The organism is uncultured Pseudomonas sp. (genome assembly GCF_943846705.1).
In the GTDB taxonomy this organism is placed as follows: Bacteria; Pseudomonadota; Gammaproteobacteria; order Pseudomonadales; family Pseudomonadaceae; genus Aquipseudomonas.
In genome coordinates, this window is the sequence record NZ_OX044366.1 from 2,373,573 (window position 1) to 2,389,449 (window position 15,877).

Here is a 15,877-nt window from a genome sequence, read left to right on the forward strand (position 1 = left end):
TTGGCCTGCGCGAGCCCTTGCAGCTCGCGAGGCCTGTTATGTGTCAGCGCGGGGTAGAGAACGCGCTGATGCTGCCGAACGGCGAACTGTGCATATCGACCTCGACCGCCATCAGCGGCGAGTTGTTGATCCACACATCGTCAATCACGATGGTCTGACCGAGAGTGTCGTTATCGGCGGCTACTAGCAGGTAATAGGTGCCATCTTCGGCGGCTTCGCCATCCCAGCTGAGGTTGATCTGCCCAACCGCTGCCGAAGCATGCGAGGGTTTGTCGGCAATCACTGCGCCGTAGGCATCCAGCAGCATGGCGCGTGGCTTCAAGGCGAACTTGCTCACGCCCAGGCAGGGCTTGTTGCACAGCGAGCGCACGTTGAGGGTGTAACGCTCCCCCTTTTTCAGCTGCAGGGAAAAAATCCGGTAATTGGAGATCGAGCTGCCGAAGTCCAGGCGTGGTTCGTCGGCGCTGATCGGCCACTGCGGTGCTAGCAGGCCAGGGTTGAGCGGCAGGGGGATGGCCTGGGTGTTATGGATGGCTTCCAGGGTGCTTTTGGCCATCGGGCTGTGGCCCTCGATGACTTCTTGCTGATATAGCGTCTGCGGGTTGCTGGCACATGCGCCGAGCAGTAGGCACGCAGCCAAGGTGAGAAATTTGTGCACGATAAAACTCCTGTGTGACAACGTCCTTGTGTACACGCCGGGCGCTGGCGGCGCGGCGGCCGGCGATTCTACTCGCTTTGGACGTTGTGCGGAGCAGCAATCGGCCTGTTTGACGAACAGCGCACGCAAGTTAGTGGTGTTCGTGGGCCCGCTGAGCGTCCTGCCGAGCGAGCCTGTGCGCGGCGTTAGTTAGCCGGAGAGCCCGACATAGACGTTTTGCACGTCATCATGCGCGTCGAGGGCTTCGAGGAAGGCTTCGACTTCTTCGAGCTGCTCGGCCGTTAGGCTATTGACTGGGTTTTTCGGGATGTAGCCGATTTTTGCCGCGTTGACGCTGAAACCGTGATCCGGCAATGCACGGCAGACGGCATCGAGGTCGGTCGGCTCGGTGATAAACAGTGTGGCGCCTTCATCCGACGGCTCGAAGTCCTGAGCACCGGCTTCAATGGCAGCCAATTCGGCATCGGCATCGCCCTCTGGTGAGGCTTCGATCATGCCCACGTGGTCGAAATCCCAGGTGACCGAACCGGATGCGCCCATCTGGCCCTTGCGGAACAGCACGCGGATTTCCGCGACGGTGCGGTTGATGTTGTCGGTCAGGCACTCGATGATCACTGGCACCTGATGCGGCGCAAAGCCTTCATAGGTGGCCGAGTGAAAGGTCACGGTGTCGCCCAGCAGGCCGGCGCCTTTCTTGATCGCCCGGTCGAGGGTTTCCTTGGGCATCGAGGCTTTTTTCGACTGGTGAATCGCCAGGCGCAGCTTGGGGTTGAGGTCAGGGTCGGCACCGTTACGGGCGGCGATCATGATTTCCTTGACCAGACGGCCGAAGATCTTGCCTCTGGCGTTGGCGGCGGCTTCTTTAGGTTTGGCTTTCCATTGTGCGCCCATGGGTGCTCTCTCGGTCGGTACGGTCGGATGAATCGTGTGTCTGCCTAAGAAGCGGGCACAGGTCAGCTGCGGATTTTAATCGGTCTGCCTGTTGCTGACACCCCCTCAATGCCGCATGGGCTGCATTGAGGGGTGTCAGTCGTTGTGCTCGTTAAAATAGGTGCGTGTGCCTTGATTGCTCATGGCTTCGGCAATGCGGGCTACACCCTGCAGATAGGCGGCAGTGCGCATGCTCACCTGCTGTTCTTCGGCGCGCGCGAAACAGGCCTCGGCGGCTTGGCCGATGCGCTCGTCCAGGCGCTGCTCGACGGTGTCTTCGGTCCAGTAGTCACCGGTGCGGTTCTGCACCCACTCGAGGTGACTGACGATTACCCCGCCGGCATTCACCAGCACATCGGGCAGGATCAGCACGCCAGCTTCAGCCAGCAGTTGGTCAGCTTTGCTGGTGACCGGCCCGTTGGCGATTTCGAGAATGACCTTGGCCTTGATCCGCTCGACGTTGTCTTCGTTGACGGCGTTCTCCAGGGCCGCGAGGACCAGTACGTCGACATCCAGTTCAAGCAGTTTCTGCTGATCAATGCTTTCGGCTTTGCTCAGTTCGCATACCGATTCGTCGCAATAGACCATGCCCTTGAGTTCGCGTGTTTGGTTCTTGTGCTCCCAGATCGGTTGAGGCTTCAGGCCTTCCTCGTCATAGATCGCGCCCTTGGAGTCAGAGATGGCGACGATGCGATAACCCGCGTCATGGGCCAGACGCGCGAAGTGATAGCCGGCGTTGCCGAAACCCTGCACAGCGATACGTAGCTTTTCCGGCGATTTATTTTCACGCTTGGCCCACAGTTGCAGCACTTGCAGGGCGCCGCGCCCGGTGGCGGCTACGCGGCCTGCCGAGCCGCCGAGCCCCAAGGGTTTGCCGGTGATCATCGCGGGCACCTGGCGGCGCTCGATCTGTGCGTACTCGTCAGCCATCCAGCCCATCACCGTGGCGTTGGTGTTGACGTCGGGGGCCGGGATGTCGCGGTCTGGGCCGATCAGGTCATGGATGGCGCGGATATAGCCGCGCGATAGGCGCTCCAGTTCTAGCTTGGAAAGCCCCTTGGGGTCGACGCAGATGCCGCCTTTGGCGCCCCCGAACGGCAGGTCGACCACGGCGCACTTGATGGTCATCCAGAAACTCAGGTGGGTCACTTCCTCCGCCGAGACCTGGGGGTGGAATCGCACACCGCCCTTGGTCGGCCCGCGGGTGTCGTCGTACTGCACGCGCCAGCCTTGGAATACTTTTAGCGCGCCATCGTCCATGCGCACCGGAATGCTCACTTGGGCGGTGAGCTTGGCGCAAGCCAGACGCTGGCGCACATCATCAGCCGCGTTTAGACGCTCAAAGATGCTCTCGAGAAAGGTCGGAACATCGGCCTCGGGTCGTGTGCTCATGACGGGCTCCTCGGGTGATCGCCAGGGGTGGATTAATCAGCGGTTTGTGCTCGCTTAATTCGATAGGGTTTGCGCTGTGAGCATGCGCATTATTCAGCTTCCGGCAGCGCGGCGGCCATGACTGCGCCGAAGGCACCCAGCAATGACAGCAACAGAATAATCTGGCTGATCGTCAAGACCGTGCCCAGGGCTCCGGCGAAGCCGAGCAGCAGTAGAATCACTCCGATCAGGGTATTGCTGACCGCCACATAATCCGTGCGGCGGTTGCCCTGCGCCAGGTCGACCACGTAGGTCTTACGGCCAATGCGCACGCCTTGGTGGGCAATACTCAGGCAAAAGTACAGTGCCGGCAGCATCCAGCCGACGGCCAGCCAGCTCGGTTGCAGGTTGTCGAGTAGATAGACTAGCAGGCCAAGGCTGGCGCTCAACACGGCGGCGAGCATCATCACCCGACGGCTGGAGAGGTCGGCGAAGCGCCCCCATAGTGGCGCGGAGACCAAGCTCGCGGCACCGCTGGCCAGCATAAACAAGCCCAGGGTGGTGGCCGCCGAGCCGAGCTTCTGCTGCGCCAGCACCACGTAGTAAGGCGCGCTCAGGGCCGAACACAGGAGTAGCGCGCGGGTGATCACGAAACGCCGGAAGGGGCGGTCGCTGCGCAGGATGTCGAGGCGCTTCATGGCTTCGACCACGGCATTGCCACCGCCCTCGGTTTCCCCTGGAAACTCGCTGATACGGGCATAAATCGCTGCGGCGATCAGCCACAGCAGGCCGGCACCCGCCAGTAGCAGGCCATAGGCTTGAGGCGGCAGCTGAGCGGCACCGCTGAGCAACAGCAGCAAGGCCAGGGCGACGGTGACCAGGCCTGCGCTGCTGGCTGACCAGCCATTAACCTGGCCGCGGCGGGTCTTGGGGATGGTCTTGCCGAGTACGTCTTTCGAGGCCACCGAGCTTAAACCCCGAGCCAGGCTGAACAGCACCAGCAGCGCAATGATTGCCCAACCCGCTATGACGCCGTCCAGCGTCCACGTCACCAGGCCGATGACCCCGATAGCGGCCGCTTGTACCAGGCTGCCGAGGATCCAGATCCATTTACGCACTGCCACGGCGCGAATGTAGCTGGCGATAAACAGTTGTGGGATCAGCGAGCCCGACTCGCGAATCGGCACCAGAAAGCCGATCAGGTAGAGCGGCGCATGCAGGGTTTCCATCACCCAGGGCAAGACCACTTTCGGGTTTGCCAGGGCGTCACCCAGTTTGCTGAAAAAGTGGCTGAGGATCATCAGCAAGAAATTGCCCGGCACAGCGCGACAGGCGTGCTCGTCGATGTCGGTGCAGACCCGCGCATCCTCTTCGTTGGTCAGCTTGGCGTAGATGTCTGCGCTGAGACGTTGTTTGTCCATGGCGATTCCTTACGGCAGTGGTGCCAGCGCGGCGGCGCACAGCGGCATGATGGCATGCCAGATTCAGGATGGGGCGGCGCAAGGGTCTGATCTGTCCCTCTGCAGGATGGCTGAATGGCTGGTCTGCGCTTGTTTTTGGGCGCTGCGGCCCTGTTGTGATGGACACCGCTGAGCGGAGCGCTGTTTGGGGTTAAGCCTTCCGGTTCGACTGTGGACTATGCTTTGTATATCTCGGCAGAGGAGACTCGCTATGCGCAATGTACTGATTGCATTCGATGGTTCGGACAGCTCGAAACGCGCCCTGCAGTATGTGATCGACTTCGCGCAGGCGCACAGCGCGACCCTTGAGGTGCACGTGATCAATGTTCAGCACGAGGCGACGCTTTACGGTGAATACGTCAACGACGAGATGTTCGCCAATATCCGCCAGTCGCTACTGGAGCAAGCCAACGGCAAGCTCGAATGGCCACTTGAACAACTCAAGGCTGCGGGAATTACCTGCCAGGCGCACGCGGCGCTTGGCAATATAGCCGAGCAGGTAAACGATACGGTCAAGCAGCTGCAATGCGACACCGTGGTGATGGGCACTCGCGGCCTGGGCACTTTTACTGGCCTGCTAATGGGGTCGGTGGCGACTCGGGTGATTCATGAGGTGCAGGTGCCGGTGTTGCTGGTGAAGTAGCGCCTGACTGCGCTCGAACAAGCTGTCCGAGCACGCCGGGCAAGTCCATGCGCTTCGCCTTAAACTTAGCACTGTGACCCTCGATTCCTTTACAGCTGTAGTTAGGCAGGCGTTAGTGCGACTGGTCTAATGGCGCTTTGACGGTCATGAGAGCGCGCTATGTTGCCCAAGGATTTGTTGTTAGCGCTGGTGGTGATCATCGTCTGGGGCATGAACTTCGTGGTGATCAAGATCGGCCTGGATGACATGCCGCCGATGTTGCTCGGCGCGCTGCGCTTTCTCTTGGCGGCTTTTCCTGCGGTGTTATTTATCAAGCGACCGCAGATCCCGCTGCGTTGGTTACTGGCCTATGGCTTGAGCATTTCGCTGGGGCAGTTCGCTTTTCTGTTCTCGGCCATGTCGGTGGGCATGCCGGCCGGATTGGCCTCGCTGGTGCTGCAGTCGCAGGCTTTCTTTACGTTGCTGTTTGCCGTGCTGTTGCTGGGTGAGCGTTTTCGTCTGGCCAATTTATTCGGCCTGCTGGTAGCCGCCAGCGGTTTGTTGCTGATTGGTTTGCAGGGCAATGGGCTGATGACCCTGGCCGGCTTTCTCCTGACGTTGTGCGCGGCCGCGATGTGGGCGCTGGGCAATATCGTCACGCGCAAGCTGGGCAAGGTGGATCTGGTCGGATTGGTGGTGTGGGGCAGTCTGGTGCCACCGTTGCCGTTCTTTGCGCTGTCGTGGCTATTGGAAGGGCCTGAGGTGATCGAGGCTGCGCTGCGTGCGATCAGCCTGGATACGCTGCTGGTGCTGGCCTACCTGGCATTTGGCGCGACCATCCTCGGCTATGGCCTGTGGAGTCTTTTGCTGTCGCGCTATCCGGCCAGCCAGGTGGCGCCGTTTTCGCTGCTGGTGCCGGTGGTGGGGGTTACCTCAGCGGCCTTGCTGCTTGATGAGCAGCTGAGCACCCTGCAATTGTTCGGGGCGCTGCTGGTCATGCTCGGCTTATTGTTGAATGTGTTCGGTGGCTGGCTGCAGTCGCGATTACGCGCGCGTTTCAGCTAGACGCTTAACGCTTACCCATGGAGCGCCGGGTGCCGTTCGGTGCTGCACCAATTTTCTTTTCATGGGCTGATTTATTGCCCTTCTGGTGCCAGGGCTGGTCGTCCTGTTTGCCGGAAGCCGTCTTGGCGGCGCTAAACAGTGAGGAAAAGCCACGTGCTTTGGGCGCTGCAGCCGTTAAGTCGCTGTGTGGCACTGCGCTGTCGGCAGCCTGCACGGCGAGTGTGGGTTCAGCTGCTGGGGTGTGGGTCATGACAATGTCCGCGGGTGCGAGAGGGAAAGGCCGGCGAGTATACCGGGCTATTGCACGGGCGGTGTCGCTGTTGGTCAGGGCGCGTTGCTCAGTGAAGGCTGCGCAGAGAAAGGTATCGCCGGGCCCGGGAGGCCCGGCGAGCAGGCAGGATCAGTCCTGACGGCTGGTCACTTCCAGCAGGTGATAGCCGAACTGGGTCTTCACCGGGCCCTGCACCACGTTGACCGGTGCGCTGAATACCACGGTGTCGAACTCTTTAACCATCTGGCCTGGGCCGAACGAGCCGAGATCACCGCCGCTGCGGCTGGACGGGCAGCTGGAGTTGTCTTTGGCGACTTGGGCGAAGTCAGCACCGCCTTCGATTGCGGCTTTCAGTTCGTTGCACTTGTCTTCGCTGGCAACCAGGATGTGGCGGGCAGTGGCGCGGGCCATGGGAGTTACTCCTTATAAAGAAGCGGCAAAGCCTACCGTAATCGTTCAGCGATTCAAACGCTGCACGTATGACGTTTATCGGTTGGCCAGGAAAAAACTGCCTGAGGTGCTGACTCGCCCCGCGCCGCGACGGCTCGCCAGGTGGTCGCGCGTGATGAGGCACCCATAAAAAAGGCTTACCCATGGGGTAAGCCTTTTTACTGCAGGCGGTTTACTTGCGCGGCTTATCGGCCATGCAGGCCGCCGCAGTAAACAGCACGTCGGTGGAGGAGTTCAGCGCCGTTTCCGCCGAGTCCTGCACGATGCCGATGATAAAGCCGACAGCCACCACCTGCATGGCCACATCATTGGGAATGCCGAACAGGCTGCATGCTAGAGGGATCAGCAGCAGCGAGCCGCCGGCAACTCCCGATGCGCCGCAGGCGCTGATCGAGGCGAGCAGGCTCAGCAGCAGTGCGGTCGGCAGATCAACAGCGATACCCAGGGTGTTCACCGCAGCCAGGGTCAGCACGGTAATGGTGATGGCGGCGCCGGCCATGTTGATGGTCGCACCCAGCGGGATCGATACCGAGTAGGTTTCTTTATGCAGGCCCAGGCGTTCGCAGAGCTGCAGATTGACCGGGATGTTGGCCGCCGAGCTGCGGGTAAAGAATGCCGTAAGGCCGCTTTCGCGCAGGCAGGTCAGCACCAGTGGGTAGGGGTTGCGGCGGGTCTTGAGGTAGACAATCAGCGGGTTGCTGACCAGTGCGACAAACAGCATGCAGCCCACCAGAACCAGCAGCAGGTGCAAATAGTCGAGCAGGGCGGCCATGCCGGATTCGGCCAGCGTTGCGGCTACCAGGCCGAAGACGCCCAGAGGCGCCAGGCGGATCACCAGCTTGACGATGCTGGTCACGCCATTGGAGAGGTCCGCGAGCATTTGCTTGCTGCTCGGGCTGGCGTGCCGGAAAGCAAAGCCCAGGGCGATGGCCCAGGCCAGGATGCCAATAAAGTTGCCCTTGAGCAGCGCATTGATCGGGTTGTCCACCACGTTCAGCAGCAGGGTTTTCAACACCTCGCTGATGCCGCCCGGGGGCGACAGTTCGGCGCTGTTGCTCACCAGCGTCAAGCTCGATGGGAAGGTATAGCTGGCGGCTACTGCAATCAGCGCGGCGCTGAAGGTGCCGAGCAGGTAGAGCGCCAGGATGGGTTTGATATGGGTTTGCTGGCCGTGTTGATGGTTGGCAATCGACGCTGCGACCAGCACGAACACCAATACTGGGGCCACGGCCTTCAATGCCGAGACGAACACCGTGCCGAGGAGGCTGACGCTTGCCGCGGCTTCAGGCAGGAACAGCGCAAGGGCGATGCCGGCTACCAGGCCGATGGCGATTTGCAGCACCAGGCTGGTGCGGTTGAGCAGTTGTAAAAACGGGTGTTGGGCAGGGGGCATAACAGACATCTCTACTTGGTGGGCAGGCCTGCGATCTCTTCTATAGCCCACTGAGCTGAAAGGCTGAGCGGCTGGATGCATGGCTGCAGTGCGCGTTACGAGGCTTTTCGCGGGGATAAAACAAGACCGCGCTGAAAAATAGCGCGCGACTTTAGCACAGCTACGCGGGTTACCTGCGCTGTTACTGCCGCACCTGGCCACTGAACTGTGCCTATCAACCTATGGCCAGGCCGGCTAGGCTAGGGGTCTTCAACGCGCTGAGGTTGCTATGTCCAATGAAAATGCGAGTGCGGTGGCTATGGCCCATTTGACTCTGGTTGAGGCGCGGGTGCTGGGCTGCCTGATCGAAAAGCAGTTGACCACCCCTGAAGCCTACCCACTGACACTGAATGCGCTGGTGCTGGCCTGTAACCAGAAAACCAGTCGTGAACCGGTGCTGAACCTGACGGCTGGGCAGGTCGGGCAGGCTCTGCGCAGCCTGGAGGGGCGCGAGATGGCGCGCCTGGTGATGGGCAGTCGGGCGGATCGCTGGGAGCATCGCGCCGATAAGGCGCTGGAATTGGTCGCGGCGCAGGTGGTGTTGCTCGGCCTGTTGTTGTTGCGCGGCCCGCAGACCCTTAATGAGTTGCTGACGCGCAGCAGTCGCATGCATGACTTTGATGACGTCGAGCAGGTGCGGCATCACCTTGAGCGTCTGATCAGCCGTGAACTGGCGTGCCTGCCGCCGCGTCAGCCGGGACAACGTGAAGAGCGTTATATGCACGTGCTGGGTGACCCAGCTGATTTGCAGGCAGCGCTGGAAGCCAAGGCCAGTGAGCCAGGGCGGCCATCGAATAGCGCGCAGCAGGACAGTCGAGTCGAGGCGCTGGAGGCGCGAGTTGCGGAGTTGGAGCAACGGCTGGGGCAGTTAGAGGCCGCCTTAAACGCATAAAGCACCCAGTGGGTGCTTTATGCGCGGGTTGTAGCAGGGGGCTTAGCTGCTACGCAGTAAGCGTTGCTGGCGCTCGCTCAGGCGTTCCGCGCCGCCTTCTGCCAGGCGCAGGCGTTCCATTTGGCGCTCATGCACACGGTCAGCGCCACCTTCAGCAACACGCAGGCGGTCCATCTGGCGCTGATGAGTACGCTCGGCACCGCCTTCAGCTACACGTAGGCGTTCCATCTGGCGCTGATGAGTACGCTCGGCACCGCCTTCAGCTACACGTAGGCGTTCCATCTGGCGCTCATGCACACGGTCAGCGCCACCTTCTGCAACACGCAGGCGATCCATCTGACGCTCATGAGTGCGCTCAGCGCCGCCTTCGCTCTGCATCTTGTAGCCCAGGTCCAGTAGAACTTTTACGTTGCTGTCTTGCATCTCACCCAAAAGCGGTTGCGGGTTGTCCTGCGGCAGGGCAAAGGCGCTGATGGACAGGCTGCTCAGAAGTACGGCGGTAAGCATTTGCTTTTTCATGTTCAGGCTCCTCGTAAGGGCGGGTAGTAAGTGAGTACGGAGCCCATGTTACTTGCGAAAAATTGATGAAGAAGTGCAGGGTGAGCATGGTAATCATCGATGCCGTTGATAGTTGTATTTTGTCTATATAAATCAATATCTTGCTTATAAAGTGCGAGCGCTTTAGGTGAGTTTTTGGCTGCCCTATACTTATTTATATATATCTAATTTGTTGATGTGTATGTCTGTGCGATGACGACTTGCTTGATCAATCCGCGTGCTGCGCTTGATACCCCGAACCACTGATACGTATTTTGTTCACTTCAGTCGTTCAGCTACGGCTTCCTGTCTGTGCGAGGGCAGCAGCGCATGAACACCCTCAACTGCCCTGCCCTGGCTGAATTGCTGCGTGGTATTGATAAAGTCGAATGCGTGACCCAGAACCTGAACGATGTGTCGCGTGGCCAGGTAATGAGCGCTGAAGGTTTTCTTGTCTGCGGGTCGGCGGATAAGCGCGCTGCCGGGCTGCGTGTCCCAGTCAGCGGAAAATCGTTTGCCAGGTGTCGATGGCAATCCTTGCCTGGCGCCAGCCTGGCGGCAGGGCTGTACGCTATCGAACAGCAGTTGAGGCGAGCGCGCCGATTCAGGGTGAGTGCGAGGTGGCGGATAATTTAACGCTACCCTGTACCATGCATGCCGTCATTGAGCGTCTCAAACGCAGCGAGTTTGCAGTGGAATTGTTCGGCAAGGAATTTGTCGATGGTTACATAGCGAGCAAGACCTTGGAGCTGACCCGCTTCCTTGATGAAATTACCCCGTGTGAGCACCGCATATTGGCCGCTCACGGCTAAAATCTGATCGTCGAGCATGGCTTCGGCGGCCCTGTATGGAGTTACCTCCGCCCCATGACTTTGATCCTAAAATCATTCAGTTCGCTGTATTTCGCCACCCTGTTAATGCTGCTGGGCTCGGGCTTGTTGAGCACCTATTTGGCGTTGCGGCTGGCGCAAACTGCAGATGGTTTGTGGGTCGGTGCGTTGATGGCAGCCAACTACCTGGGGTTGGTGCTGGGCGGCAAGCTGGGGCACCGGTTGATCGCGCGGGTGGGACATATTCGCGCTTATGTCGCCTGTGCTGGGGTGGTCACCGCGGCAGTGCTGGGGCACGGCCTCAGCGATTGGCTGCCAAGCTGGTTGCTGCTGCGGGTGCTGGTCGGTCTGGGCATGATGTGCCAGTACATGGTGGTTGAGAGCTGGCTCAATGAGCAGGCCGAAAACAGCCAGCGTGGTCAGGTGTTTGCCGGCTATATGGGGGCTTCTTACCTCGGTTTGATCCTCGGTCAGCTGGTGCTGGTCGTGCATCCAACACTTGGCCTTGAGCTGCTGATGCTGGTGGCGCTGTGCTTCGCCCTGTGCCTGGTGCCGGTGGCCCTGACCCGTAAGTTGCACCCTGCACCTCTGCATCCGGCTCCATTGGAAATGCGCTTTTTTATCGAGCGCGTGCCGTTGTCGCTGACGGCCATCGTGGTCGCGGGGCTGTTGATTGGCTCGTTCTACGGTTTGGCCCCGCTATATGGCACGCGTATGGGCTTGTCCACTGAGCAAATCGGTTTGTTTATGGGCAGTTGCATTATCGCCGGCCTGGTCGTGCAGTGGCCATTGGGTTGGCTGTCCGATCGCCGTGATCGGGTTTATCTGATCCGTGGTTGCGCCGCGTTGCTGGTCGTGGCGGCATTGCCGCTAGCGCTTTTGCCGCAGGTCAGCTTGCTGCTTTTATTTGCCGTAGGCTTTGCGGTGTCTGCCCTGCAGTTCAGTCTCTACCCGCTGGCGGTGGCGCTGGCGAATGACCACGTTGAGGCCGAACGGCGGGTGTCGCTAACGGCCATGCTGTTGGTGACCTTTGGTGTCGGCGCTAGTATCGGGCCGTTGCTGGCAGGTGTGCTGATGCGCTTTTTCGGGGCAAACATGCTGTATGCCTTCGTCAGTGGTTGCTCGTTGATTCTGGTGCTATGCGTAAGGCCCGCGAAGGTCACTAATCTGCACCAGGTTGATGATGCGCCGCTGCATCACATCCCAATGCCGGATAGCACCACCAGTTCGCCGTTGACGGCCGCGCTCGACCCGCGTGTCGATGAGCAGGTGGTGCAAGAGCAAATGCATGACCACGGCGCGCCAGAGGATGCCGGCGTCGAGCCAGGCGCTGAACCAGGCGTCGAGCCTAAAGCTGAGCCGGCTCAGCGCGGATGATGCCGCTGCTCAGTGTGGTGATCCCGGTGCGCAACGAGGCCCAGGCGTTGCCCTATTTGCTTGAGGACCTGGCAGCGCTTCGCGCGGCGGGTGCGGAATTGATTGTGGTCGACGGTGGTAGCTGTGATAGCACCTGTGAGCTGGCCCTCGGGCGGGTTGATCGGCTGCTCAGAACCGCTCCCGGGCGTGCGTTGCAGATGAATGCCGGCGCGGCTGTCGCTCAGGGGGAGTACCTGTGGTTCGTGCACGCCGATACGCGGGTCAGTGCCGAGTCAGTCAAACGCTTGCAGGGCGTGTTGCGCGAGCGCCCGCTGTGGGGGCGTTTTGATGTGCGGTTGTCCGGCAGCGGGGTGGCGTTATGGGTGATTGGCTGGATGATTAGTCTGCGCTCGCGGCTGACGGGTATCGCCTCGGGCGATCAGGGGATATTTGTTCAACGGGCAGGCTTCGACGCCTTGGGTGGTTATGCGCAGATCCCGCTGATGGAGGATTTGCAGCTGTGTCGCCGCCTGAAGGCACAGGCTCGGCCGTATTGTTTGCGGCCACCCTTGACGACTTCCAGCCGGCGCTGGGAGCATCACGGAATCTGGCGTACCGTAGTGTTGATGTGGGGTTTACGTCTGGCCTATTACTGCGGCGTTAGTCCGGAAAAACTGGCTCGACAATACCGTCGAGGATCAATGCTATGAACCTTTCGATCTCATTGCACATGCTGGCACGCGCGCCAGTAGCGGGGCGAGTGAAGACCCGCATGATTCCAGCGCTGGGTGCTCAAGGTGCCTGTGACTTGCAGCAGCTGTTGTTGGAGCGTGCCTTGCAGTTGCCAGGTCATGGCTTTAGTGAGCGCTTTCTGTGGCTGGATGATTTGCCCAGCGCCGAGCTGCAGGCGCAGGCGCAGGAGTACGGTTGGACCTTGGTCGAGCAGCCGGCAGGCGATTTGGGTGAACGCATGCGGCGCATTGCCACCCTAGGGTTGGCGGAAAGTGATGCGGTGATCCTGATCGGTAATGACTGCCCGGCGCTGGATGGTGATTATCTGCAGCAAGCTTGCAGCGCGTTGCAGCAGCAGTCGGTGGTGATTGGCCCAGCGGAGGATGGTGGTTATGTGCTGCTGGGGTTGCGCAGCCTGCACGCCACGTTATTCAGCGACATTCCGTGGGGGAGCGAGCGGGTCTTCAATATGACGCTGCAACGCCTGCAGCAGCTGGACTGGCATCCGGTACTGCTGCCTGCGTTGTGGGACGTGGATCGGCCCGAGGATCTGCCGCGCCTGGCGGCGCTTAACATCCGGCTCTAGCGGCGTTAGAACAATCCGTCGCTTTCGAAGCGGCGCGCTTCACGTTGCAGTTGGTAGACAAAGCGCTCGACCAAGCGCTGCTCCTGGCCGCCAATGCGATGAAAGCGCGCGCCAATAAAGGTGCTGTCCACTTTCTCGTCATACACTACATGGCGCACCTCAAGCGGGGTGGTCATGGCACCGAAAGGAAATCGGGCGGTAAAGCGCTCATAAACCTGGCCGGCTTGCAGGCTGCTGCCAAGGCTGCCGGGGAAGCGCAGTTTGCAGCCGGTTGCCGATATATCCACTAACTCTCCAGGCAGAGCGGTACGCAGCTTATCGCCAGCCAGCTCTATCTTGAGTGATTCGCTCTGTCTCAGTGGGGCACGAAAAGCCCCGCGGCGTTGGTGGTAGGTCATTTCAGGCGGCATCGGACTGAAATAGCAGCGCGCACCTTGATGCTCAGTAATGCGTACGTTCTGTTCGCATTGCCAGGCCACGCGGACACCATCGTGGAACGCTTCGACGTTGAACGCTTCACCATTGACTAGATAGCGTTCACCGTCGCTGGGTATCAACTCATCGAGAATCAACAGGTTTTTATCGCGATCAACCTCGACCACATAGCTCTGGAAGCGTTGATTGCGTTCGTGGAAGGTGATGGTCAGCGGGTCATTGGCTTGTTGCAGTTGGCGTAGATTGGCAACTATTTCAACCGGTGCCTTGAGCACCTTAGGTGGTTGCGGGCCATCTTCCTGGCTAAAGGGGCTGGACACGGTCCGTAACTCTCCGGGCAAATGCGATGGCACGAGCATACTGGCTATATGGCAGTGTGCTCGGTGTGCCTTTTTAAGTGTCAGGCCTGGCTGAGCGGGCGCTGCTGAGCGATTCTAGCGGCACTGCCGCGACTGTCATAGAGGTTGGGGGTTTCGTTGCCGCGAAGAATGCCGAGCATGCTGTTGGCCGAGGCCTGGCTGGAACGAATCAGTCTGCCGTTACGCAGGTTAGCCGTCTGGCAGCGCTCGAGTAGGGCGCTGAGTTGATCGCCGCGCTCAAGTAACAGTTCGCCTTGGCTGGATTGGGCTGCAAGTGCCTGCAGGCCTGTGCGGTCAGCGCTGAGGTTGAGGCTGGCGAGCAGCTGGCTGCGTTCCTTGCCGTGCTGGTCGAGCAGGGTCAGCAACGGCAGCTTGTCAGTCAGGATGCTCTGCAGGCGCGGGAGGTCGCGATCACTGAGGGCTTGGAATTCGCTGTCGATCAATTCAAGCAATTGCTCGGCGGTGCCGATATCGCTGGTGAACAGTTGAAGCAGGCTGGTGTCTTGCATAGCGGGCTCTTCAGGGTAATAGATGCTTCAGGGCGTGGCATGAAGTGTCTATTGGGCGACCAATACCCCGACGCAGCCCGGAGGCTAGCGCTGGGATTCGAAATTAAGCAGTTTGCTGGCGACGCGCTGGCTATCGACTTGGTAGCTGCCGTCTGCAATTGCCTGCTTCAGTTGGGCGACGCGTTCTTTATTGACCGCCGGCTGATCGCGCAGCTTTTCGCTGGCTTTCTGCAGTTGTTGGGCCTCGCGGCTCAGTTGTACCGATTCGCCGCTCTTGTCGGCTTGTTTAGCTTGTTCGGCGCTGGGAACGTTGCCAGGCTGTTTGTGGCCGATGGCATCGCTCTGACCATTTGCCTGTGCGCTGCCTGCTCGCCCCGAGTTGGCTGGCGTTGCGGCATTGTTGAGCCGGTTGATATCAATGACCATGATGCAAAACCTCGAACAGTATTGGACGCTTGCCTGGTTGTCGGCATGGCCTAGAAAAACTTTAGGGCAAAAAACTGTGCGTCAGGTAACAGTCTAAACACAGTGCGGGTAATCGTCAGCTCACTGAGTGCACAAAGCCAAAACAACACACGTGCCTACATCGCCACTTCAACTTGTCCAGGGCCTACTACGCGGGCTCTGATCACGCGATTGGAGCGTTGGTTGCGCACGCTGATCTGCCGGCCAACCGTGCCATCTGACAAGGCTTCGCCGGGCATGCGCACGCTGATTCCGCCGCTGCGGGCGCTGATAACCACCTGCTCGCCCTTGCGTATGGCTTCGGCTATTTGCACATGGCTGGGGGCCAGCACCTGGTCCGGCAGCAGAGGGCGTGTCAATTTTTTGCCGATAGCCTGCTGAAGCGCTGTGAGGTAACCCTGATTCAGCAACCCGACATCCCGTTCGGCCAGCACGATATCCATGTCCGTCACCAGGTTGTTGCGTTTGAGCGGGCGACTCACGATCACCACCTCGCGGTATAGGCGAACTTGGCCGGGGACGAACACCGTCCATGGCGCATCGCCATCACAGCGTACGCGCAGCGTCACGCGGCCAATTGGTTCGGCGGGGCTTTCCAGGGTGGTGGTCAATGGCTGTCCGCACAGCGGTAGGCGCAGGCGTGGGTCAAGCCGATTGATTTCAATCTCATGGCGGCCAGCGATATTGCTGCGTTTTAAATAATCGCTCACCGCTTGCTCAAGAAACACTTCGCCGGCGCCGATAAGCTGTTCAGGCCGCGTGGCGTCTGCCGTTGCCAGGGTGCTATGGCAGAGCGCCAGTAAAGCGGGTACAACTGCCAGCCAGTAGCGGCGCAGTGGCAATGGGCGTCGGTTAGTTGTCGTTTCAATGTTCATATGGGTTGGTTAGCAAGGCGCGTGCCGCCTGCTACGCTGACA

General features: G+C 60.0%; 18 protein-coding genes and 1 pseudogene. 7 read left to right on the top strand and 12 right to left on the bottom strand.

All coding sequences use genetic code 11. The annotated features are described in order from the left end of the window. Window positions 1-43 precede the first annotated feature (43 nt). The 4 genes from Q0V31_RS11045 to Q0V31_RS11060 all read right to left on the bottom strand — a co-directional run bounded on the left by Q0V31_RS11045 (window position 44) and on the right by Q0V31_RS11060 (window position 4,380). A complete protein-coding gene (locus Q0V31_RS11045; RefSeq protein WP_298187711.1) occupies window positions 44-658 on the bottom strand; it encodes a hypothetical protein in 615 nt (204 codons plus the stop codon). A 189-nt stretch (window positions 659-847) separates the two neighbouring features. Beyond that, entirely contained in the window at window positions 848-1,549 is a 702-nt protein-coding gene (locus Q0V31_RS11050; protein WP_298187712.1) for a YebC/PmpR family DNA-binding transcriptional regulator, read from the bottom strand. 135 nt (window positions 1,550-1,684) lie between these two features. Continuing rightward, a complete protein-coding gene (locus Q0V31_RS11055; RefSeq protein WP_298187713.1) occupies window positions 1,685-2,980 on the bottom strand; it encodes a Glu/Leu/Phe/Val dehydrogenase in 1,296 nt (431 codons plus the stop codon). Window positions 2,981-3,069: 89 nt separating this feature from the next. Then, entirely contained in the window at window positions 3,070-4,380 is a 1,311-nt protein-coding gene (locus Q0V31_RS11060; protein ID WP_298187714.1) for an MFS transporter, read from the bottom strand. A gap of 250 nt (window positions 4,381-4,630) precedes the next feature. Between Q0V31_RS11060 and Q0V31_RS11065 the strand changes: the two genes are divergently transcribed. Continuing rightward, entirely contained in the window at window positions 4,631-5,062 is a 432-nt protein-coding gene (locus Q0V31_RS11065) for a universal stress protein (RefSeq protein ID WP_298187715.1), read from the top strand. Window positions 5,063-5,221: 159 nt separating this feature from the next. Next, window positions 5,222-6,106, top strand: a complete 885-nt coding sequence (locus Q0V31_RS11070) for an EamA family transporter (RefSeq protein ID WP_298187716.1) — start codon at window positions 5,222-5,224, stop codon at window positions 6,104-6,106. Window positions 6,107-6,110: 4 nt separating this feature from the next. Here Q0V31_RS11070 and Q0V31_RS11075 read toward each other — a convergent pair whose 3' ends face one another. From Q0V31_RS11075 to sstT, 3 genes are all read right to left on the bottom strand, one after another. Continuing rightward, window positions 6,111-6,356, bottom strand: coding sequence for a hypothetical protein (locus Q0V31_RS11075; RefSeq protein ID WP_298187717.1), 246 nt, complete (start codon window positions 6,354-6,356; stop codon window positions 6,111-6,113). A gap of 150 nt (window positions 6,357-6,506) precedes the next feature. After that, window positions 6,507-6,788, bottom strand: a complete 282-nt coding sequence (locus Q0V31_RS11080) for a peptidylprolyl isomerase (RefSeq protein WP_274086841.1) — start codon at window positions 6,786-6,788, stop codon at window positions 6,507-6,509. Between the two features lie 211 nt (window positions 6,789-6,999). Continuing rightward, window positions 7,000-8,220, bottom strand: coding sequence for a serine/threonine transporter SstT (sstT, locus tag Q0V31_RS11085; protein ID WP_298187718.1), 1,221 nt, complete (start codon window positions 8,218-8,220; stop codon window positions 7,000-7,002). A 268-nt stretch (window positions 8,221-8,488) separates the two neighbouring features. Here sstT and Q0V31_RS11090 point away from each other — a divergent pair, with 268 nt between their 5' ends. Further along, window positions 8,489-9,151 (top strand): DUF480 domain-containing protein, encoded by a 663-nt coding sequence (locus tag Q0V31_RS11090; protein WP_298187719.1) that lies wholly within the window; start codon window positions 8,489-8,491, stop codon window positions 9,149-9,151. 42 nt (window positions 9,152-9,193) lie between these two features. Here the strand turns inward: Q0V31_RS11090 and Q0V31_RS11095 are convergent, their stop codons facing one another. Then, window positions 9,194-9,670 (bottom strand): phage infection protein, encoded by a 477-nt coding sequence (locus Q0V31_RS11095; RefSeq protein WP_298187720.1) that lies wholly within the window; start codon window positions 9,668-9,670, stop codon window positions 9,194-9,196. A gap of 474 nt (window positions 9,671-10,144) precedes the next feature. Between Q0V31_RS11095 and Q0V31_RS11100 the strand changes: the two are divergent. The 4 genes and pseudogenes from Q0V31_RS11100 to Q0V31_RS11115 form a co-directional block, all read left to right on the top strand. Continuing rightward, window positions 10,145-10,500: pseudogene (locus Q0V31_RS11100) on the top strand (glutamine synthetase); the annotation flags it as partial. Window positions 10,501-10,554: 54 nt separating this feature from the next. Then, window positions 10,555-11,895, top strand: coding sequence for an MFS transporter (locus tag Q0V31_RS11105; protein ID WP_298187721.1), 1,341 nt, complete (start codon window positions 10,555-10,557; stop codon window positions 11,893-11,895). Further along, complete coding sequence (locus tag Q0V31_RS11110) at window positions 11,895-12,584, top strand: TIGR04283 family arsenosugar biosynthesis glycosyltransferase (protein WP_298187722.1); 690 nt, start codon at window positions 11,895-11,897, stop codon at window positions 12,582-12,584. The genes Q0V31_RS11105 and Q0V31_RS11110 overlap by 1 nt, the downstream gene beginning before the upstream one ends. Continuing rightward, window positions 12,581-13,192 carry a TIGR04282 family arsenosugar biosynthesis glycosyltransferase gene (locus Q0V31_RS11115; protein WP_298187723.1) on the top strand — a complete coding sequence of 204 codons (612 nt, stop codon included), beginning with the start codon at window positions 12,581-12,583 and terminating at the stop codon, window positions 13,190-13,192. Before Q0V31_RS11110 ends, Q0V31_RS11115 begins: the two co-directional genes overlap by 4 nt. A gap of 5 nt (window positions 13,193-13,197) precedes the next feature. On the opposite strand, the gene Q0V31_RS11120 is transcribed toward Q0V31_RS11115, so the two are convergent. From Q0V31_RS11120 to flgA, 4 genes are all read right to left on the bottom strand, one after another. Next, a complete protein-coding gene (locus Q0V31_RS11120) occupies window positions 13,198-13,947 on the bottom strand; it encodes a flagellar brake protein (RefSeq protein WP_298187724.1) in 750 nt (249 codons plus the stop codon). Between the two features lie 80 nt (window positions 13,948-14,027). Continuing rightward, entirely contained in the window at window positions 14,028-14,495 is a 468-nt protein-coding gene (locus Q0V31_RS11125) for a flagella synthesis protein FlgN (RefSeq protein ID WP_298187725.1), read from the bottom strand. Window positions 14,496-14,579: 84 nt separating this feature from the next. Continuing rightward, complete coding sequence (flgM, locus tag Q0V31_RS11130; RefSeq protein WP_298187726.1) at window positions 14,580-14,921, bottom strand: flagellar biosynthesis anti-sigma factor FlgM; 342 nt, start codon at window positions 14,919-14,921, stop codon at window positions 14,580-14,582. A gap of 155 nt (window positions 14,922-15,076) precedes the next feature. Then, entirely contained in the window at window positions 15,077-15,835 is a 759-nt protein-coding gene (flgA, locus tag Q0V31_RS11135) for a flagellar basal body P-ring formation chaperone FlgA (RefSeq protein WP_298187727.1), read from the bottom strand. Window positions 15,836-15,877: the final 42 nt, after the last annotated feature.